This window comes from Stenotrophomonas sp. SI-NJAU-1, from assembly GCF_020883215.1.
GTDB classification, from domain to species: domain Bacteria; phylum Pseudomonadota; class Gammaproteobacteria; order Xanthomonadales; family Xanthomonadaceae; genus Stenotrophomonas; species Stenotrophomonas indicatrix.
In genome coordinates, this window is the sequence record NZ_CP086598.1 from 2,948,573 (window position 1) to 2,966,589 (window position 18,017).

General features: G+C 67.0%; 16 protein-coding genes and 3 tRNA genes. 12 read left to right on the plus strand and 7 right to left on the minus strand.

The window, feature by feature from the left end; translation table 11 throughout:
* Positions 1 to 43 precede the first annotated feature (43 nt).
* Positions 44 to 1,384 (plus strand): exodeoxyribonuclease VII large subunit, encoded by a 1,341-nt coding sequence (gene xseA / locus LMF57_RS13560; protein WP_032978676.1) that lies wholly within the window; start codon positions 44 to 46, stop codon positions 1,382 to 1,384.
* A 666-nt stretch (positions 1,385 to 2,050) separates the two neighbouring features.
* On the opposite strand, the gene LMF57_RS13565 is transcribed toward xseA, so the two are convergent.
* Positions 2,051 to 2,941 carry a M48 family metallopeptidase gene (locus LMF57_RS13565; RefSeq protein ID WP_208083067.1) on the minus strand — a complete coding sequence of 297 codons (891 nt, stop codon included), beginning with the start codon at positions 2,939 to 2,941 and terminating at the stop codon, positions 2,051 to 2,053.
* 102 nt (positions 2,942 to 3,043) lie between these two features.
* Positions 3,044 to 4,927: a formylglycine-generating enzyme family protein gene (locus LMF57_RS13570; protein WP_229290047.1), complete on the minus strand. Its 1,884-nt coding sequence runs from the start codon at positions 4,925 to 4,927 to the stop codon at positions 3,044 to 3,046.
* Positions 4,928 to 5,011: 84 nt separating this feature from the next.
* Between LMF57_RS13570 and rnd the strand changes: the two genes are divergently transcribed.
* The gene (gene rnd, locus LMF57_RS13575) at positions 5,012 to 6,091 is read left to right on the plus strand and encodes a ribonuclease D (RefSeq protein ID WP_117310882.1); all 1,080 of its coding nucleotides are present in this window, start codon (positions 5,012 to 5,014) and stop codon (positions 6,089 to 6,091) included.
* A gap of 67 nt (positions 6,092 to 6,158) precedes the next feature.
* On the opposite strand, the gene LMF57_RS13580 is transcribed toward rnd, so the two are convergent.
* Positions 6,159 to 8,489 carry a TonB-dependent receptor gene (locus LMF57_RS13580; protein WP_025876358.1) on the minus strand — a complete coding sequence of 777 codons (2,331 nt, stop codon included), beginning with the start codon at positions 8,487 to 8,489 and terminating at the stop codon, positions 6,159 to 6,161.
* Between the two features lie 154 nt (positions 8,490 to 8,643).
* Positions 8,644 to 9,234, minus strand: a complete 591-nt coding sequence (locus tag LMF57_RS13585) for a TetR/AcrR family transcriptional regulator (protein ID WP_025876357.1) — start codon at positions 9,232 to 9,234, stop codon at positions 8,644 to 8,646.
* 101 nt (positions 9,235 to 9,335) lie between these two features.
* Here LMF57_RS13585 and LMF57_RS13590 point away from each other — a divergent pair, with 101 nt between their 5' ends.
* From LMF57_RS13590 to LMF57_RS13605, 4 genes are all read left to right on the plus strand, one after another.
* Positions 9,336 to 10,391, plus strand: a complete 1,056-nt coding sequence (locus tag LMF57_RS13590; protein ID WP_117310883.1) for a sugar phosphate isomerase/epimerase family protein — start codon at positions 9,336 to 9,338, stop codon at positions 10,389 to 10,391.
* Positions 10,392 to 10,411: 20 nt separating this feature from the next.
* Entirely contained in the window at positions 10,412 to 11,305 is an 894-nt protein-coding gene (locus LMF57_RS13595; protein ID WP_229290048.1) for an alpha/beta hydrolase, read from the plus strand.
* Positions 11,295 to 12,209, plus strand: coding sequence for an alpha/beta hydrolase (locus LMF57_RS13600; RefSeq protein ID WP_229290049.1), 915 nt, complete (start codon positions 11,295 to 11,297; stop codon positions 12,207 to 12,209). The genes LMF57_RS13595 and LMF57_RS13600 overlap by 11 nt, the downstream gene beginning before the upstream one ends.
* A 134-nt stretch (positions 12,210 to 12,343) precedes the next feature.
* Positions 12,344 to 12,419 (plus strand) — tRNA-Ala (locus LMF57_RS13605).
* Between the two features lie 54 nt (positions 12,420 to 12,473).
* Here the strand turns inward: LMF57_RS13605 and LMF57_RS13610 are convergent.
* Positions 12,474 to 12,647, minus strand: a complete 174-nt coding sequence (locus tag LMF57_RS13610; protein ID WP_193600441.1) for a hypothetical protein — start codon at positions 12,645 to 12,647, stop codon at positions 12,474 to 12,476.
* Between the two features lie 164 nt (positions 12,648 to 12,811).
* On the opposite strand from LMF57_RS13610, the gene LMF57_RS13615 reads away from it, so the two are divergent.
* Entirely contained in the window at positions 12,812 to 13,297 is a 486-nt protein-coding gene (locus LMF57_RS13615) for a hypothetical protein (RefSeq protein WP_025876349.1), read from the plus strand.
* A gap of 6 nt (positions 13,298 to 13,303) precedes the next feature.
* Here the strand turns inward: LMF57_RS13615 and LMF57_RS13620 are convergent, their stop codons facing one another.
* Positions 13,304 to 14,065 carry an SDR family oxidoreductase gene (locus LMF57_RS13620; RefSeq protein ID WP_025876348.1) on the minus strand — a complete coding sequence of 254 codons (762 nt, stop codon included), beginning with the start codon at positions 14,063 to 14,065 and terminating at the stop codon, positions 13,304 to 13,306.
* A 132-nt stretch (positions 14,066 to 14,197) separates the two neighbouring features.
* On the opposite strand from LMF57_RS13620, the gene LMF57_RS13625 reads away from it, so the two are divergent.
* The gene (locus LMF57_RS13625) at positions 14,198 to 15,040 is read left to right on the plus strand and encodes a methylated-DNA--[protein]-cysteine S-methyltransferase (protein ID WP_229290050.1); all 843 of its coding nucleotides are present in this window, start codon (positions 14,198 to 14,200) and stop codon (positions 15,038 to 15,040) included.
* A gap of 9 nt (positions 15,041 to 15,049) precedes the next feature.
* On the opposite strand, the gene LMF57_RS13630 is transcribed toward LMF57_RS13625, so the two are convergent.
* Positions 15,050 to 16,069 carry an NADP-dependent oxidoreductase gene (locus tag LMF57_RS13630; protein ID WP_117310887.1) on the minus strand — a complete coding sequence of 340 codons (1,020 nt, stop codon included), beginning with the start codon at positions 16,067 to 16,069 and terminating at the stop codon, positions 15,050 to 15,052.
* A 336-nt stretch (positions 16,070 to 16,405) separates the two neighbouring features.
* Between LMF57_RS13630 and LMF57_RS13635 the strand changes: the two genes are divergently transcribed.
* The 4 genes from LMF57_RS13635 to LMF57_RS13650 all read left to right on the plus strand — a co-directional run bounded on the left by LMF57_RS13635 (position 16,406) and on the right by LMF57_RS13650 (position 17,964).
* A tRNA-Phe gene (locus LMF57_RS13635) sits at positions 16,406 to 16,481 on the plus strand.
* A gap of 42 nt (positions 16,482 to 16,523) precedes the next feature.
* Positions 16,524 to 16,599, plus strand: a tRNA-Phe gene (locus LMF57_RS13640).
* Between the two features lie 172 nt (positions 16,600 to 16,771).
* Positions 16,772 to 17,323, plus strand: a complete 552-nt coding sequence (locus tag LMF57_RS13645) for a lipocalin family protein (protein WP_117310888.1) — start codon at positions 16,772 to 16,774, stop codon at positions 17,321 to 17,323.
* Between the two features lie 164 nt (positions 17,324 to 17,487).
* Positions 17,488 to 17,964 (plus strand): LEA type 2 family protein, encoded by a 477-nt coding sequence (locus LMF57_RS13650; protein WP_117310889.1) that lies wholly within the window; start codon positions 17,488 to 17,490, stop codon positions 17,962 to 17,964.
* The last annotated feature ends 53 nt before the right edge of the window (positions 17,965 to 18,017 follow it).

The window sequence follows — 18,017 nt, forward strand, 5'->3', positions numbered from 1 at the left end:
TGCGATCCTGAGCCCCCTGCTCCATCTGCCCCACGCCGTCACCATGCAGCCACGCAACAACGACGTCTTCACCCCCAGCCAGCTCAACACCTTGGCGCGCGACCTGCTGGAAGGCAGCTTCCCGGCGATCTGGGTGGAAGCCGAACTGGGCAGCGTGGCGCGGCCGGCGTCCGGCCATCTGTATTTCACCCTGAAGGACGCGCGTGCACAGTTGCGCGCTGCGATGTTCAGGATGAAGGCGCAGTACCTGAAGTTCGTTCCGCGCGAGGGCATGCGCGTGCTGGTGCGCGGCAAGGTGACCCTGTACGACGCCCGTGGCGAGTACCAGATGGTGCTGGACCACATGGAGGAAGCCGGCGAAGGCGCGCTGCGTCGCGCGTTCGAAGAACTGAAGGCGCGGCTGGAAGCCGAGGGACTGTTCGACCCGGCCCGCAAGCGGCAGATGCCGGCCCACGTGCAGCGCCTGGCGGTGATCACCTCGCCCACCGGTGCCGCCGTGCGCGATGTGCTGAGCGTGCTCGGCCGCCGCTTCCCGTTGCTGGAAGTGGATCTGCTGCCGACCCTGGTGCAGGGCGCAACCGCTGCCGCACAGATCACCCGCCTGCTGCAGGCCGCCGATGCCAGCGGCCGCTACGACGTGATCCTGCTGACCCGTGGTGGTGGCTCGCTGGAAGACCTGTGGGCGTTCAACGATGAAGCGCTGGCCCGCGCAATCGCCGCCAGCGGCACGCCAGTGGTCTCGGCGGTGGGTCACGAAACCGACTTCAGTCTCAGCGATTTCGCTGCTGACCTGCGCGCGCCTACGCCATCGGTGGCCGCGGAACTGCTGGTACCCGATCAGCGCGACCTGGCCCTGCGCCTGCGCCGCAACGCGGCTCGCATGGTGCAGCTGCAACGCCACGCCATGCAGCAGGCGATGCAGCGCGCTGATCGCGCACTGCTGCGCTTGAACGCACAGAGTCCGCAGGCACGACTGGATCTGCTGCGCCGTCGTCAGCTGGACCTCGGACGTCGCTTGCATGCGGCGCACAACCAGCAGCAGGAGCGTCGCGCAGCCCGTTTGCGCCACGCTGCTGCAGTGTTAAGGGGCCATCATCCGCAGCGGCAGATGGAGGCGCTGCGACGTCGCCTTGCCGCGTTGGGCGGGCGCCCACAAGCGGCGCTGCAGCGCCTGCTGCAGCGTGATGCGCTGCGCCTGCGTGGCCTTGCACGTTCGCTGGAAGCGGTCAGTCCGCTGGCGACCGTCGCGCGCGGCTACAGCATCGTGACCCGTGCAGACGATGGCGCGCTGGTGCGCCGGATCGAGCAGGTGCAACCGGGTGACGCACTGCAGGCCCGGGTCGGCGACGGCGTGATCGACGTGCAGGTGACTGCGGTCAAGTAAGGGTGTTCGGCAGGGCTGCGCCCTGCACCCGCGGTAGTGCCGGCCGCTGGCCGGCAACCCCAGTAGCAACAGCAACAGCGAGCATTCCGTGGGATGGCGGGGCGGTGTCGGATTGCGGGGACGCCGTAAACCCGTCCGTGGGGGCTTGGCCGCGGCATCCATGCCGCGGACACCCCGCAATCCGACACGGCCCCACCTTCGACAGTTTCCCGGCGGCGGTTGGGACATCCATGCCGTGCGTGGATGAATCTCCATCGAGATCGAATATTTCGAAATCGGGACGTAAAGCATCCACGCATGGCGTGGATCTGCTGTCGACCAAGGTCGACACCTACCAAAAGCAAACCATGCCATCCAGACAGATTGCGGAAAACCGTCGAAGGCGGGGTGGGTCCGGTTGCGGGGGCGTGAGCGCCATGGATGGCGCGACCGAGCTTACAGGGGTGAGGGCGCTTTGCTTGCGAAGCACTGCTTCGCAAGCGCCCAAACGCACAGCCGCCAGCGGCTGGGCCGGGCCCCGGAGGGGGACTTGCAGCGTCCCCCGCCACCGGACCCACCCCGCCTCCCCACAGGAAGCCAGCTTTTGCTGTTGCTGTTGAGGTTGCCGGCCAGCGGCCGGCACTACCGCTTCGGCGGGTGCAGGGCGCAGCCCTGCCGAACCACCCTTTACCTGGCCTGCTCGCAGAACTTCTGCCGATACTCCAGTGCCTTCGGCATCAACGCCTGCAGGTTCTGGATACGGGTACCCGGGTTGGGGTGGGTCGAGGCGAACTCCGGCGGCGACTGGCCACCACCGGCCTGGCCCATGCGCTGCCACAGCGGCACCGCCTCGCGCGGGTCGAAACACGCCGCGGCCGCCAGCATCAGGCCAACTTCATCGGCCTGCGTCTCGTGGCTGCGCGCGTACGGCAACAGGTACCCGTAGCCCATGGCCGACATCATCATCTGCTGCTGCTGCGCATCCATACCACTGGCGGCGCCGGCCACCTGGCCGATCTGGGTCAGCTTCTGCTGGGCCATTCGCTGTGCACCATGGCGCAGCAATGCGTGGGCGATCTCATGGCCCATCACCACCGCCATCGCATCGCGGGTGCGCGCAACCGGTATCAGCCCGGTGTAGACGGCCATCTTGCCACCGGGCAGGCAGAACGCATTTGCCTGCTCGGACGGAATCACGTTCACTTCCCACTCGAAGTCGCGTGCGAAGTGTGCCGGCTGCAACCCGTGTTCCTGCGCCAAGGCGGTCTCGACAGCATCCACTTTGGCGATCAGTCGCTCGGCAATCGCCCGAACGTCGCGCGAGACCTGTTCATTCGGGCCCAGCGGGCGCTCCTGCGACAGGATCTGCTGGTAGGCCTGCAGGCCCAGTGCCTTCTCCTGGCTGGCGTCCAGGCTGCTGTCGATCAGCACCTTCTCGCCGGTATAAGGGTCGACCGCACGGTTGGAGAACCAGTAGAACGCCGCGTAGCCGGCGGCCAGCAGCAGCACCCACCAGCGGATGTTGCCGAACAGGCCACGCCGCTGCTGCGGCGAGCGGGAAAAAGGATCATTGCGCATCGGCAGGTCTTCCGGCTGACCCCGCCGGCCGGCGGGTACGGCGCAATCTTAGTGCGGCGCTGCCTGCGGCGGGTGAAACCGGCGCCGATCCAGTCGTGCCCGTCAGATCCCTCGCACCAGTCGGAAGCCGATGCGCGCGTTGGTGGTATCCGAATCCTGCGATTGCCGCCACGCCGCCCGGGTCTGCTCCGGCGCATTGGCCCAGTTGCCACCCCGGATCACCCGTGAACGGCAACCCGGGTTGAACCACGCCACGCCATCAGCCGGCGCGCGCCGATAGCTGGCATGCCAGCAGTCGGCCACCCACTCGCTCAGGTTGCCGCCCATGTCATGCAGCCCGAAGGCGTTGGCCTGGAAGCTGGCGACCGGTGCCGGCCCCCACCAACCGTCGCCATAGCCGACGAAGGCGTTGTGCCAATGCCTGCCGGAAGGAGAAACGTCCTTGCTGCCGGTGTAATTGCCACTGCCTTCCGGTGGCAGCCCGGCATCGCCCCACGGGTAGCGGCCACTGCTGCCGGCGCGCATCGCATACTCGAACTCGGCCTCGCTGGGCAGGCGGTAGCTGCGGCCGGTCTGTTCGGACAGCCAGTTCGCGTAGTTCTCCGCATCACGCACGCTCACGTGCATCACCGGCGAATTGCCCAGTGCCCGCCCGCCGTCATAGTCGGACCGCCAGTCCACGCCGCTGCGGCGTATGAAATTGCCGCTGCGCTCGTCATAGACCACCGAATGGCCACGCCGGGTCGCACGTGGGCGGGCATTGGTCGCCTTCACATAGCGCTCGAAATCACTCACGGTGATCTCGGTGATCGCCATCGCGAAACCGCGCTCGAAGCGTACATAGTGCGACGGCCGCTCCGCGTCGGTCGCGCCTGGTTCGCTGTCGCTGGCGCCCATCTGGAATCCGCCGTGGGGTACCACGATCATCTGTGGTCCACGACCGCCATCGCGCAGCGCATCACTGAACACCTGCCCCGGCCGGAAGCTGCCGTAATGGGTGGCCAGTTCGATGCGTTCGCGCAGCTGCGCCACCACCGCGTCGCCCGGCAAGGCAATGCGCAGCGCTTCGGCCAGCTTCTCGCGCGCGGGCTTCAGCCCCTGCGGGGTGGTCAGATCCTGCAGGCCGCCATCGCGCAGCTGGACCAGTGCCGCTGCACGGATCTGCTCGATGCGCTCGAACGCGTCGGCGATGGTCGGTGACGAGTCCCGCACCTTGCTGGCTTCTGCCAACCACGCGCCGGCACTGGCGAAATCGCGGATGCGCGCGGCATCCTCGGCACGCCGGATCAGCCCACTTTCCGCAGCTGCCAGTCCCTGCCGCGCGCGACGATTTGCCGGGTCCAGCGCAAGTGCCTCACGGAAGTTGCCAATCGCACCATCGCCGGCTTCCCCTATCCGGTCGGCACGCAGATCGTCTTCGCCCGCGCGGTTGTAGGCGACCACGCGCTGCGCGGTCTCGACCCGCCCCTGCAGCGCGCGCACCTTCTCGTCCTTCGGCGCCAGGGTCAGCAGCACCAGCGCTTGGCGCCCGGCTTCGGCCAGCGCCTCACGCTGCTGCAATGGCTGCTGCAACAAGGCATCGGCCTGCTGCAGCAGGCGCTGCTTGGCACGTTGCAGGCCCAGGCGCGCCTGGCGGTCGTCCGCATCCTCTTCCTGCACCGCCAGCCACAGGGGCACGGCCGCATCGCCATCTTCGTACAGACGCCCCTGCGCGAACGCCTGCTCGGCAGCCCGGCGCAGCTGTGCCAGCGTACGTCCCTGGCGATCGACCCGCGGCGGCGTCCACTGCTGGATGTCCTCGGCCGCGTCGTCACCGGCAATGGTCACCGTGCCCTGCCCGGTACCTGGCGCAGGCCCGGCGTGCGGTGCAGGGTCGGCCGGCTGGCCTGCGGGGCCACCGGAGGTCTGCGCAGGGGGCGACGGCGTGCAACCGGCCAGGCCCACGGCCAAGGCGGTCAACAGCGCGGGCGACAGCAGAAAACGCAAGCAGGGCCTCCTTCGGCACGGATGCGGACCGACGTTAGGCTATTCTCCCCTGCCTGAGCAAACCCGAGTAGTAGGCCCTGACACGTGGCAACCTGGATCACCACCCCCGCCGAGCTGGACACATACCGCCAGCAACGGCCGACCCGCATCGGCCTGGATACCGAATTCATCCGTGAACGCACCTTCTGGCCTCAGCTGGCGCTGGTGCAGATGGCTGTCGGCGAGGACATCCTGCTGATCGACCCGTTGATTCCCGGCATGCCTGAGGCGTTGGCGCCGTGGCTGGCCGATGAATCCATCATCAAGGTGATGCACAGTGCCAGCGAAGACCTGGTGGCGTTCAAGTGGACCTGTGGCGTGCTGCCGCGTCCGTTGTTCGACACCCAGATTGGCGCCGCGCTGGCTGGCATCGGTGCTGGCATGGGCTACCAGAAGCTGGTGCAGGAGATCACCGGCGTGGCCTTGGAAAAGGGCGAAACCCGCTCTGACTGGATGCGCAGGCCGTTGTCGGACTCCCAGCTGAAGTACGCCGCCGACGACGTCGAGCATCTGTTCGCGATGCACGACGCCATCTCCGCCAAGCTGGAAACGCTGGGGCGCCAGCAGTGGCTGCACGACGATGGCGAGCGGCTGCTGGCCAGCGTGGCAAATGACGAAGACCGCTGGCCCCACCTGGGCATGCGCTCGGCGCAGTTCCTGGATGCCCCCGCGCAGCGTCGCCTGCTGCGCCTGCTGCGTTGGCGCGACGTGCAGGCGCGCGCCAGCGACCGCCCGCGCAGCTGGATCCTGGACAACGAACTGGCCGCCACCCTGGCACGCACCCCGCCAGCCGATGCCGCTGCAGTAAGCAAGCTGTTCGAACAGTTCCCGAAGGCGCCGCGCAAGCTGGCCGCTGCGGTATGGCAGGCGCTGGACACGCCGCTGGCTGATGAGGCCGATGCGCCGTTGGCGATGCAGGCCAGCGATGCCAGCAAGCAGCTGCTGAAGAAGCTGCAGGATGCGGTGGCCGAACGCAGCCGCGAGCTCGGCCTGGCCGACGGCGTACTGGCCTCACGCAAGCATCTGGAAAGCTATCTGGAGCATCGGCAGTGGCCGGCTGCACTGGCCGGCTGGCGCCAGCAGGAACTGGAGCCGCGGTTGCAGGCATTGCTGCCGGCAGTCTGAGGAACCGGGAGGACAACGAAAAACGGCGCTCGATGAGCGCCGTTTTCGCTACTCCAACCGGTAGTGCTTACCAGTTCATGTTCAGCGAAACACCCACGGTGCGCGGTTCGTTGTAGACCGCGGCCATGTAGTTCTCGATCACACCCTTGAGGTTCTTCTCGTTGGTGATGTTGCGCGCGAACAGCGCCACTTCGTAGGCACCGTAGTTGCCCGAGTAGCCGATCTTCAGGCCACCCTCGAAATCACCCTTGGAGTTGAACTCCTTGCTGTCGTATAGCACGAAGCTGGTGTAGCCCTGCTTGTTCCAGTCGGTGGACACGAACATCGTGGCCGCGTCGCTGACCGGGAAGTCGTAACGCGCTGCCAGGTTGATGTTGTACTTCGGTGCGTTCGGCAGCGGGTTGCCATCGATCTGCGCGAAGGTGTTGGCACCGACCTTGATGGTCGGATCGTTCACCGTGCACACCACCTGGCCGTTCAGGCCGCAGACCTGCGCGTAGACGCGCTTGTCCTTGATCTCGCTGTGCAGCAGGCTCAGGCCGGCGCTCAGGGTCAGGTTCTGGATCGGGCGCAGCTCCATGTCCGCTTCGAAGCCGTAGGCCTTGGCCTTGTCGGCGTTGAACAGCACGCCGTTGCCGTCCGAATCGTTGCCGTTGAGCTGGATGTCGTTGACGGTGTAGGTGAACGCGGTGGCGTTCAGGCGCAGGCGGTTGTCCCACAGGCTGCTCTTCACGCCCGCTTCCCACGACAGGATCGTTTCCGAATCGGCGGTGGTGAAGTCGGCATTGAACACCGCCGAACGGCCCTGGATGGTCGGGCCACGGAAGCCGCGGGCGACCTTCGCATAGACGCTCACGTCCGGGGTGATCTGATACATCGCGCTCAGATCCCAGCTCGGGGTGGTGTCGGTCATCTTGACGTCGGTGCGGCCCTTGTAGGTGACCAGGCCGGCAGCGGTATCGGCCGTCTTCAGCAGGCGGGTGTGCTTCTCATCGCGGGTCTGGCGCAGGCCGGCGGTGACGGTGAACTTGTCGGTGAAGGCGTAGCTGAGCTGGCCGAAACCGGCCCAGGAGGTGTTCTTGTTGCGCAGGCGCACCCAGTTGTTCGGGTTGCGCGCAGCGCCCTTCAGGAACCAGGCGCGCTGGTAGAAGTCGGTGGTGTCGCTGCCGTTGAAGTAGAACGCACCGGCCTGCCACTGCAGGGCGCTGTCGTCATGGCTGGCCAGGCGGAACTCCTGGGTCCACTGGTCCAGGTCACGGATCTGGCCCATCGACTGGCCGTAGCCGTTCGGCACGCCATTGACCGGGAAGTTGACCGCAGCGCCGCCGTCGGTGTCACCGCGGCTGTAGCCGGAAGTGGTCTCGTAAGCGGTGATCGAGGTGAAGTCGATCGCGCCGAAGTCATAACGCGCCTTCACCGAACCGCCGTAGGTCTTGTACGCCTGCGGGTTGTTGTCGGCCTCGTCGTAGGCGACCTGGTCACGCGGCACGTCGGTCTTGTTCGAGCCCTTGGTCAGTGCGTTGCGCAGGAACAGGGTCGAGGTGCCTTCGTAGTCGCGGGCGTGGGCCGAAGCAAGGATCGAGAACTGGTCGCTCGGGGTCAGCAGCAGCTGCGCGCGCACGTTGCGGTCGTCGAAGCCGCCCATGGCGTTCTTCTTCGGGCTGACCGTGCCGTCGGCGCTGGGGCCGGTGTAGGTGTTGTCGACGTAGTCGTCGCGGTGCTGGTACAGCGCCGACACGCGGAACGATGCGATGTCGTTGATCGGGCCGCCGAAGCCACCGTCGATCGACACGCTGTTGTAGGAGGCATAGCTGGCGCTGACGCGACCGCTGTAGTCCTGGGTCGGCTTGAGGGTGTCGAACTTGACGATGCCGGCGGTGGTGTTGCGGCCGAACAGCGAGCCCTGCGGACCGCGCAGCACTTCCACCTGGTCCACGTCATAGACCGGGTTGGACTTCAGCACCACGTGCTCCAGCACGACGTCGTCCTGGATGATCGACACCGGCTGCGAGGCACCGAGGTAGAAATCGATGTTGCCCAGGCCACGGATGTAGAAGCGCGGGAAGATGCGGCCGGTGGTGGTTTCCGCATACAGGCTCGGCACGCGGCCGGACAGCGCCAGCAGGGTGTCGTCGCCGCCGGCGGTGAAGTCGCGCATGCGCTCGCCCTGTACCACGCCTACCGACACCGGCACTTCCTGCAGGTTCTGCTCGCGGTGCTCGGCGGTCACGGTGATGGTGTCCAGCCCGGTCGGGGTCGGTGCACTGTCCTGCGCGGCAGCACCGAAGCTGGCAGCCAGCGCCAGGCCTGCACAGGCCAGGGCCAGCGGATGGCGACGGAAGGAAACGAAGGAGGACGACATGCCCGACGAACGGCGGGAATCGGAATGGGAAGGCATCGAAAGCTCTGAGGAGGCGTCCGTGCGGCCTGCGCTGACCGGGCGGCAAATAGGAGGAAAACTGCGCAAGCGGCCATTATCCTCCAAATTGTTACAATTTCGTTGCACCGCTAGGCAGCAGGGGGATCAGGCCGCTTTCGGCACAGTCCCCGCCTCAGCCGTGCTGCGGTAACGGCGCCAGCGCGACCTCGACCATCGCCAGCAGGCGTTCGCGGCTGATGCCGTCTCGCGCTTGCACCGAGATGCCATGCAGCACCGTGGCGAAATGATCGCCCAGCGCCTGCACGGACAGGTCGGCCGCCAGCTCGCCAGCCGCCTGCGCCTGCTGCAGCCGCGCGATGATCGCCGCCGTGCGCTGGCGGCGGTGGCTGGCCAGCCAGTCGCGTACGCCCTCGCCATCCGGTGACACGCTGCTGGCCGAGGACACTACCAGGCAGCCATGCGGACGACCGCGACGGGTGTAGGTCAACACGGCATCCCGCAGCATGCTGCCGATCGCATCGCGCAGTGACGCCTGCTCCAGCGCGCGCGGCGCGAAGCCGCCCTCGCCTTCCTCGTACAGCGCCACCGCTTCGCGGAACAGCTGCTCCTTGCTGCCGAACGCGGCGTAGATGCGCGCCGAGGCAATGCCAAGCGCTTCGACCAGGGCCGACATCGAGGTGCCCTCATAGCCGTGCTGCCAGAACAGCAGCATCGCCTTGCGCAATGCCTGGTCCCTGTCGAATTCGCGCGGTCGCCCTGCCATCTGCCTGCCTGCCGTTCTGAGGCGCGCAGTGTAACGCGGGTGTTGACCATCCCGATGCACGCGCCTATTCTTTGTCGACCGACAAACAATTGGAGCAACACATGCAAACCCTCAAAGGCCCCAGCCTGCATCTGGCGCAGTTCGCTGGCGACCAGGCGCCGTTCGACAGCCTGTCCGGCATCGCCGCCTGGGCCGCCGGCCATGGCTTCAAGGCCCTGCAGATTCCGGCATGGGACGCGCGCCTGTTCGACCTGGCCACCGCTGCCGACAGCCAGGACTACTGCGATGACCTGCGTGGCACCCTGGCCGAGCACGGTCTGCAGGTCAGCGAGCTGACCACCCACATCCTGGGCCAGCTGGTGGCCGTGCACCCGGCCTACGATGAACTGTGCGATGGCTTCGCACCGGAAGCGCTGCGCGGCAATCCGCAGGCACGCAGCGAATGGGCACAGCAGCAGCTGCATCTTGCCGCCCGCGCCTCGCGCCGGCTCGGCCTGCAGGACATGGGCACCTTCTCCGGCTCGTTCGCCTGGCCCTACCTGTTCCCCTTCCCGCAGCGTCCGCCGGGCCTGATCGATGCCGCATTCGATGAGCTGGCGCGCCGCTGGCGGCCGATCCTCGATACCTGCGAGGACAACGGCATCAACCTCTGCTACGAAATCCATCCCAGCGAAGACCTGCACGATGGCACCAGCTTCGAACGCTTCTTCGAGCGTGTGGGCCAGCACGAGCGCTGCCGCATCCTGTTCGATCCCAGCCACTTCGTGCTGCAGCAGCTGGATTACCTGCAGTTCCTGGACATCTACCATCCGCTGATCCGGATGTTCCACGTCAAGGATGCGGAGTTCCGTCCCAATGGCCGCCAGGGCATCTACGGTGGCTACGCCGACTGGACCGAACGCGCGGGCCGCTTCCGCTCGCTGGGCGATGGCCAGGTCGATTTCAGGTCGATCTTCTCCAAGCTGGCGCAGTACGACTACGCCGGCTGGGCAACGCTGGAATGGGAGTGCTGCCTGAAGGACCAGGAAGCCGGTGCGCGCGAAGGTGCCGCCTTCATCCGCGACCACATCATCCCGGTCACCGACAAGATCTTCGACGACTTCGCCGGCGCGCCGATCAGCAGCGCCCAGATGCAGCACATGCTCGGCATCGCCTGAGCCCCCACAGGAACATCCCCATGACGAACATCTCCACCGCTGGTACCCCCGGCGACGACACCCTGCGCCATCACTACCTGCGCATCGACGGCCAGCGCGTGCATTGCGTCTCCGCCGGCAGCGGTCAACCGGTGCTGTTGATTCCCGGCTGGCCGCAGACATGGTACGCCTGGCGCCACGTGCTGCCTGCGCTGGCCGAGGCCGGCTTCGAAGCGATCGCGGTCGACCCGCCCGGCATCGGCGAATCCGATCGTCCCGCGCACGGTTACGACACCGGCAGTGCCGCGGCGGTACTGCACCAGACCATGCAGGCGCTGGGCCACGAGCGCTATCAGGTGGTCGGCCATGACATCGGCATGTGGATCGCCTATGCATTGGCCAGCGACCAGCCGCAGGCGGTGCAGCGCCTGGCCGTGACCGAGGCGGTGATTCCCGGGCTGGCACCCGAACCGGGCATCTTCGCCGCGCCGGCCGACAACATCTTCCTGTGGCACTTCATGTTCAACCAGGTGGCCGATCTTCCCGAGGCCCTCATCACCGGTCGCGAACGTGCCTACCTGGACTTCATGTTCGACCGCTGGTCGTACCGGCGCGATGCGGTGGCCAGCGAAACCTACATCGCCGCTTACAGCCGCCCCGGCGCGTTGCGTGCAGGGTTTGCCTGGTACCGCGCGATTCCGGAAACCATCCGTCAGAACCAGCTCCGCGCACAACGCCGGTTGACGATGCCGGTGCTGGCCATCGGCGCCGAGCACGCCACCGGCAACGCCCCCATGCTGACCCTGCAGCCGCACGCCGATGACCTGCGCGGCAGCGTCGTGCCGGGCTGTGGCCACTTCATCATGGAAGAAGCACCGCACGCCTTCCTCGCCCAGCTGCTGCCGTTCCTGCAGGAGGCTGAGCATGCCGCTTGAACCTGCGTTGCAGTCTTTCGTCGATGCGGTGGCGGCGCAACCACTGCCAGGCGATCTGCTGGAACTGCGCGCACTGAGCGAGCAGACGCTGCCCACGCTGCAGGGTGCCACCGAGGCGGTATCGCATGTCGTGGAGCACGTCATCAGCGCGCGCGACGGCCATGCGCTCGTCGTGCGCCTGTATACGCCCGCAGCCAACGGCACCGAGCTGCGCCCTGCCCTGTTGTTCGCCCACGGCGGTGGTTGGTTCCAGTGCTCGCTGGCGGTCTATGACGGCCCCTGCCGGGCCCTGGCCAATGCCAGCGGCCATGTCGTCGCTGCCGTCGGCTATCGCCTGGCGCCGGAGCATCCGTTCCCGGCGCCGCTGCACGACGTCGCCGATGCCTGGCTGTGGCTGCAGGCCCATGCCGCCGCGCTGGGTCTTGATCCGGCACGGCTGGTCATCGGCGGCGACAGCGCCGGCGGCAATCTCGCCGCCGCGTGCTGCCTGCTGCTGCGCGATCAGGGACTGCCGTTGCCATCGCATCAACTGCTGCTGTACCCGGCACTGGATGCCACCATGGCCAGCGACACCTACCGCGAGTTCGCCGACGGCTACTACCTCAGCGCCGGCCTGATGCAGCGCTGCTGGCAGGCCTACCTCGGCGACGGTGACCGCCGACAGGCGCTGGCTTCGCCCCTGCTCGCCCGCGATCTGCGTGGCCTGCCGGCGGCCACGGTGCTGAGCTGTGAGTTCGATCCGCTGCGCGATGAAGCTGAACAGTACGCCGCCAACCTGCGGGAAGCGGGTGTGGACTGCACGCTGGAGCGCCTGACGGGGATGATCCACGCCTGCATCCACCTGCATGGTGTGTCGGCGGCGACCGACATCGCGATCCAGCGCGCGGCGGCACTGCTGCCCTGAGCCCGGCCTGCAGCGGCGCAGAGCACCTGCGCCGCTGTGTCCGGCCCGCCCCTTTGCAGCCGGCACCGGCCAGCGCTATGCTAGGGCTGTCACGTGGCGCCAGCTCCGCTGCCCACGGGATGCAACACCCCCATGGGGCCATAGCTCAGCTGGGAGAGCGCGTCGTTCGCAATGACGAGGTCAGGAGTTCGATCCTCCTTGGCTCCACCATATGAAAAACAGAAAGCCCCGGCACTGCCGGGGCTTTCTGTTCTGGCCAGTCGCTCAGGCCGGGTCCTGCCCGCCGTCCTTGCGCACGGGTGCGCGCGAATGTGTATCACGCACCTTCTGGTCCTGCTGGCCGGGACGCTGCTTGGCCACTTCATCCTGCTGCTTGTCCTGCCGGCTTTCCTGCACGCCCTGCTTGGGGTCAGCCTGGTCCTTGTCGCGCTCGCTCATCGAAAGCTCCGTCATCGGTGGGGGACCGATGCTCCCGGCCACGCTAGAGCGTGGGGCGTGAGCCGCAGGTCAGTCCGGCGCCAACACCGTGTGCAGCCTCGGCCTTGCGACCGCAATCGGCTCCCCCCCAGAATCAGAAAGCATCATGTTTATCGGAATATGCCATGCCCTCTCGTGCGCAGTCCGCTTCGCCAGCAGCGCCAATGACCATCGACGCCGCCGATGGACGCATCCAGATCGGCAACCTGCCGACCCGGATCGGCCCCGCGCTGTCACTGGACCAGGCGCGCATCGCGTTTGCCGCGTGGATCCAAGGCGAACGCGACGTCGGCACAGGCTATCTGTGGCTGAGCCTGCAGGGGCTGAGCCTGGGCGGCGCCCGCGCAGGCATCAGCCTGTGCTTCCGCGGCCAGCAACTGGACATGGTGACGATGGGCGTCGAACTGCCTGGTGCAGAGCTGCAGGAGGGCTGGCCGACCCAGGCGGCCATCGACGCCGAGGTCGCCTTCATGAAGCGCACGCTCGGCGCGGCACTGGGGCGGACGCTGGCAGGTGGGCACGCCCGCTTCGACTGGGGCGAGGCCTGGGCCGGTTTCGATCCGAAGGGGTTCATGGCCAGCAGCGGCATCCGCTACCGGCCACGCCGGTGAGCATGCTCAGGTGCGGGTAATCGACACTCCTCCCTCGACACGCATCGCGCTGCCAGTGACGAAACTGCTTTCATCGCTGGCCAGGAACAACGCCGCGTTGGCGATCTCTTCCGGCTCAGCCATGCGCTTGAGGGCGTGCAGCGAGCGCACGAAATCACGCGCATCGCCCGTGGGCGCGGCCTGCCGGCCCATTTCGGTGTCGGTGCCACCGGGCAGCAGCACGTTGCTGCGTACGCCGCGCGCACCGTACTCGGCGGCGATCACCTGGCTCAGGCCGATCAGCCCGGCCTTGCTCGCTGCATAGGCCGCCATGCCCGGGAATCCCACGGTGTGGCCGACGAACGTGCCGACGAACACCAGCGAGCCACCGCCGCGTGCCAGCAATGCCGGCAACTGCGCGCGCGCCGCATGGAAAGCGGCATCCAGGTTGGTGGCCACCACCTCCCGCCAGGCATCGGCAGGGAGCTCTGCGGTGGGCAGGCTGGGGCCGAGCATGCCGGCGTTGTTGATGGCGGCATCCAATCCGCCAAATGACTGTTGGGCCAGATCGACCAGCACCTGCGCGGTGGCAGCATCGGCCACGTCACCCGCATGCACGGCCACTTCGCCGCCGCTTGCGCGGATCTGCGCAGCCAGTTCATGAAGCGGCTGTGGGCGCCGCGCATTGAGGACCAGTCGCGCGCCCTCAGCAGCGAAACGCAGCGCGCTGGCGCGGCCAATGCCGGCGCTGGCGCCGGTGATGAGGATGATCTTGTCGTGCAGCCGCATGGATGTGCTCCGGGTTGGGATATGCCCGCAACCATGCGCCTGCACGGCCACGCCGACACTCCGTTTCCAGACCCGGCCGGTGGGTGCAGGAAACGGAGTTTCCACTGCCCTGGTGCATGCCAGAATCACGACATGGACAGCACCGCCGATATCGATCTGGATGCCCGTATTGAACGGGTCTGCCGTCATCTGCAGGCCAGCGTTGACGAACCGTCGCTGCAGGAACTGGCCGACATCGCCGGCTGCAGCCCGACCCGCCTGCACCGCCTGTTCAAGCAGGCCACCGGCGTGACCCCGAAGCAGTACGCCACTGCCCTGCGCGCCGACCGCCTGCGCGAAGGGCTGCAACGCCAGGACCGGATCACCGATGCCTTCCACGAGGCGGGATTCGGTTCCAGCGGACGCTTCTACGAAAATGCGCCCCGCCTGTTGGGGATGACACCCAAGCGCTGGCGCGCGGGTGGCGGCGGCGAGGTCATCCGATTCGCGATTGCACAGAGCACGCTGGGCAGCGTACTGGTGGCAAGCAGCAGCACCGGCGTGGTCGCGATCCTGCTGGGCGATGATCCAGAAGCGTTGCTGTACTCCCTGCAGCAGCGCTTTCGGCAAGCTGAACTGGTGGGTGCCGATCGGGGCTACGAACACCTCATCGCCCAGGTCATCGGCTTGATCGAAGAGCCTGCGCGCGGCACCACGCTGCCACTGGATATCCGTGGCACCGCCTTCCAGCAGCGGGTATGGCAGGCACTGCAGCGCATTCCGCACGGGCAGACTGCGTCCTACGCCGACATCGCAGCGCGGATCGGCGCGCCGCGTGCCAGTCGTGCGGTAGCCCGCGCCTGTGCCAGCAATCCTCTCGCAGTGGCGGTGCCCTGCCACCGCGTGGTGCGGCGCGACGGGGATCTGTCCGGCTATGCCTGGGGCGTGGAACGCAAGCGCGAACTGCTGCGGCGGGAAAAGATGACCCGTCGCTGACGCGGTCGCTCAATCCAGCTTCACCACCAGCTTGCCGAAGTTGCGCCCCTGCAGCAGGCCGAAGAAGGCTTCGGGTGCATTCTCCAGACCCTGCACGACGTCTTCGCGGTACTTGATGCGCCCATCGCGCAGCCACTGCGGCATGTCGCGCTCGAATTCCGGCCACAGATGCTTGAAGTCATGCACGATGAAGCCACGCACGGTCAGGCGCTGGCGCAGGATCTGGCTGAACAGCGCTGGCAGCCGATCCGGTCCGGACTGCGCGACGCCGCGGGCGTTGTAGGTGGCGATGGTGCCGCACACCGGAATGCGCGCGAAATCATTGAGCAGCGGCAGCACGGCATCGAGCACATGCCCACCCACGTTCTCGAAGTACACGTCGATGCCATCCGGCACGGCAGCGCGCAGCTGTTCGGCAAAACCAGAGGCGCGATGGTCCAGCGCCACGTCCACGCCCAGTGTTTGCAGATACGCACGCTTGGCCTCACCGCCGGCGATGGCAACTACGCGCGCGCCCTGCAGCTTTGCCAACTGGGCCACGGTGGCGCCGACCGGCCCACTGGCAGCGGCCACCACCAGGGTCTCGCCGGGTTGCAGCTTGCCGATTTCGATCAGGCTGGAGTACGCGGTGAACCCCGGCATGCCGTACACGCCCAACGCTGTGCTCAGCGGCAGCCCGGCCGGATCCAGGTGCCGGCTGATCGCGTCACCCGCCACCACGGCATGCGTCTGCCAGCCACCGGGGGCCAGCACCAGCTCGCCCACCGCCAGACCAGGCGCCTGCGACTGCAGCACCTCGGCCACGGTCTGGCCCTCCATCACCGCATCCACTGCCACCGGCAGTGCGTACGACGGGCCATCGTCCATGCGTCCGCGCATGTACGGATCCAACGACAGGTAGCGGTTGCGCAGCAGCACCTGGCCCGGGGCCAATGCCGGCAGCGGCATCTGTTCGAGGCGGAAATTGGCGGCGACCGGCGCACCTTGGGGGCGCGAGGCAAGCACGATGCGGGTGGTTGAATCGGACATGTCCAATGGCTCTGCTGCGGGCAGCGTCGGGAGGGGAACGGCGACAGTACGCTGCGCCCTGCCCTCGTGGATGTCATGAAAACAGCGTTCCATCGGCGCCTTCCCCGCTCCGCCGCGGCATCGCCCGCCCCGTCAGCTTTGGCGTCAGCGGCAGGCCGCTGTTTTCCGCGTCCGGCAATCGCATCTGGCCGGCCCTACGCAGGATCAACCACTTGCGACGCCCTCCGCCGGTCGCGGACACCCATGTGAAGGTTTTTTTCCAAAACGCTTGCCGAACCTGTCCTACGTCCGTAATATGCGCGTCCTCGGCAGCGACATCGCTGCAACGAAACAAGTGGCCGAGTAGCTCAGTTGGTAGAGCAGGGGATTGAAAATCCCCGTGTCGGCGGTTCGATTCCGTCCTCGGCCACCACTTTCGAAGACCTGCAGAAATGCGGGTCTTTTTTTTCTACATGGCCGAGTAGCTCAGTTGGTAGAGCAGGGGATTGAAAATCCCCGTGTCGGCGGTTCGATTCCGTCCTCGGCCACCATGTTCGAAGACCTGCAGAAATGCAGGTTTTTTTTGTCCGTGACGTTCCGTCCACGCACGACATGGATCGCGCCGCATCGATCCTGCGCGGATGCGGCACGTGGGTTGACGAAACATTCACACCTCCGCGTGCTGCGCAACCTACGCTCCAGACTCCTGCCCGGAGCCGACCAATGCGCTTGCACCCTGCCCTGCTCGCCTGCCTGCTGCTTTTCGCCGTACCGGCACTCGCTGCCGAGCCCGTGCGCGCTGTGAGCGAACTGGACATCGATCGCTATGCCGGGCAGTGGCACGAGATCGCACATCTGCCGGTGTCATTCCAGAAGCAGTGCGTGGGCGAGATCACTGCCAACTACGGGCTGCGCCGCGATGGCCGGATCAGCGTCACCAACGCCTGCCGCAAGGCCGATGGCGAGCGGATTGTCGCCGAGGGTGTGGCGCGGCCCGTTGCCGGGCAACCCGGCCAGCTGCAGGTACGCTTCGTTCCCGACTGGCTGAGCTGGGTGCCCCTGGTCTGGGCCGACTACTGGGTGATCGCGCTCGACCCGGACTACCAGTGGGCGATGGTCGGTGAGCCCGGGCACAAGTATCTGTGGATCCTCGCGCGCCTGCCGGAGATGGACCGCACCTTGTTCGACCAGCTCAAGGCAAAGGCGCAAGCGATGGGTTACGACCTGGCGCCGCTGCGCGTGATGGCGCCCGTACGCGACGCACCCGCCGACTGAGCCGCTGGGCCCAGCCGCGCACGCCACGCCCGCACTCCGGCATCGCGCACGCCTGACGTGCATCTTCACGCGCTACCCTCTGTGGCCGGTCGCCGCAGGCGACCCTTTCCACCATACGCCGTAGTATGCTTATCCCACGCACCGCCTTCAGAGGACCTGCGCCCATGTTCCACCGCTTCCGTACCGTCTTGATCGTCCTGTGCACCCTGGCCCTGGTCGCTTGCGGCGATGGCATCGTCAAGCGCGTTTCGGAACCGGCCGCGAGCCTGCAGCAGCTGACCGTGCAGGCCAACGGCGACTGGACGATCGCCCTGCGCCTGCAGAACTACAGTTCGATGCCGATGAGTTTCGACGACGTCGCACTGGCCCTGACCATCGGCGACACCGAGGCCGGCCCGCTGTCGGCCAAGCCGGGCATCTCCATCGGCGGCGTCTCTGCCGATGTCATCAACGTGAACTTCAAGCCCAGCCCGGCCGCGCGCCTGGTGATCGCCGACGCACTGGCCAGCAACCGCACCCTCGCCTACAGCCTGAAGGGCACGGTGTCGGCCACGCCGCAGGAAAAGAAGCAGCGCACCTTCGACATCAACAGCCGCAGCACGCTCAACCAGGCCCCGGGCCTGCCCGGCGTGCTGCGCTGATCTCCGCTTTCCGCCGCGACGCATCGCGCCGCTCCCCCTGTTACTGATCAAAT

Bases quoted from the DNA above. Each gene is read 5' to 3' on its own strand.
- LMF57_RS13595 (WP_229290048.1), top strand. From the start codon at position 10,412: ATGACGAACATCTCCACCGCTGGTACCCCCGGCGACGACACCCTGCGC.
- xseA (WP_032978676.1), top strand. From the start codon at position 44: ATGCAGCCACGCAACAACGACGTCTTCACCCCCAGCCAGCTCAACACC.
- LMF57_RS13650 (WP_117310889.1), top strand. From the start codon at position 17,488: ATGTTCCACCGCTTCCGTACCGTCTTGATCGTCCTGTGCACCCTGGCC.
- LMF57_RS13565 (WP_208083067.1), bottom strand. From the start codon at position 2,941: ATGCGCAATGATCCTTTTTCCCGCTCGCCGCAGCAGCGGCGTGGCCTG.
- LMF57_RS13620 (WP_025876348.1), bottom strand. From the start codon at position 14,065: ATGCGGCTGCACGACAAGATCATCCTCATCACCGGCGCCAGCGCCGGC.
- LMF57_RS13615 (WP_025876349.1), top strand. From the start codon at position 12,812: ATGCCCTCTCGTGCGCAGTCCGCTTCGCCAGCAGCGCCAATGACCATC.
- LMF57_RS13580 (WP_025876358.1), bottom strand. From the start codon at position 8,489: ATGCCTTCCCATTCCGATTCCCGCCGTTCGTCGGGCATGTCGTCCTCC.
- LMF57_RS13645 (WP_117310888.1), top strand. From the start codon at position 16,772: ATGCGCTTGCACCCTGCCCTGCTCGCCTGCCTGCTGCTTTTCGCCGTA.
- LMF57_RS13610 (WP_193600441.1), bottom strand. From the start codon at position 12,647: ATGAGCGAGCGCGACAAGGACCAGGCTGACCCCAAGCAGGGCGTGCAG.
- LMF57_RS13600 (WP_229290049.1), top strand. From the start codon at position 11,295: ATGCCGCTTGAACCTGCGTTGCAGTCTTTCGTCGATGCGGTGGCGGCG.
- LMF57_RS13585 (WP_025876357.1), bottom strand. From the start codon at position 9,234: ATGGCAGGGCGACCGCGCGAATTCGACAGGGACCAGGCATTGCGCAAG.
- LMF57_RS13590 (WP_117310883.1), top strand. From the start codon at position 9,336: ATGCAAACCCTCAAAGGCCCCAGCCTGCATCTGGCGCAGTTCGCTGGC.
- LMF57_RS13625 (WP_229290050.1), top strand. From the start codon at position 14,198: ATGGACAGCACCGCCGATATCGATCTGGATGCCCGTATTGAACGGGTC.
- LMF57_RS13630 (WP_117310887.1), bottom strand. From the start codon at position 16,069: ATGTCCGATTCAACCACCCGCATCGTGCTTGCCTCGCGCCCCCAAGGT.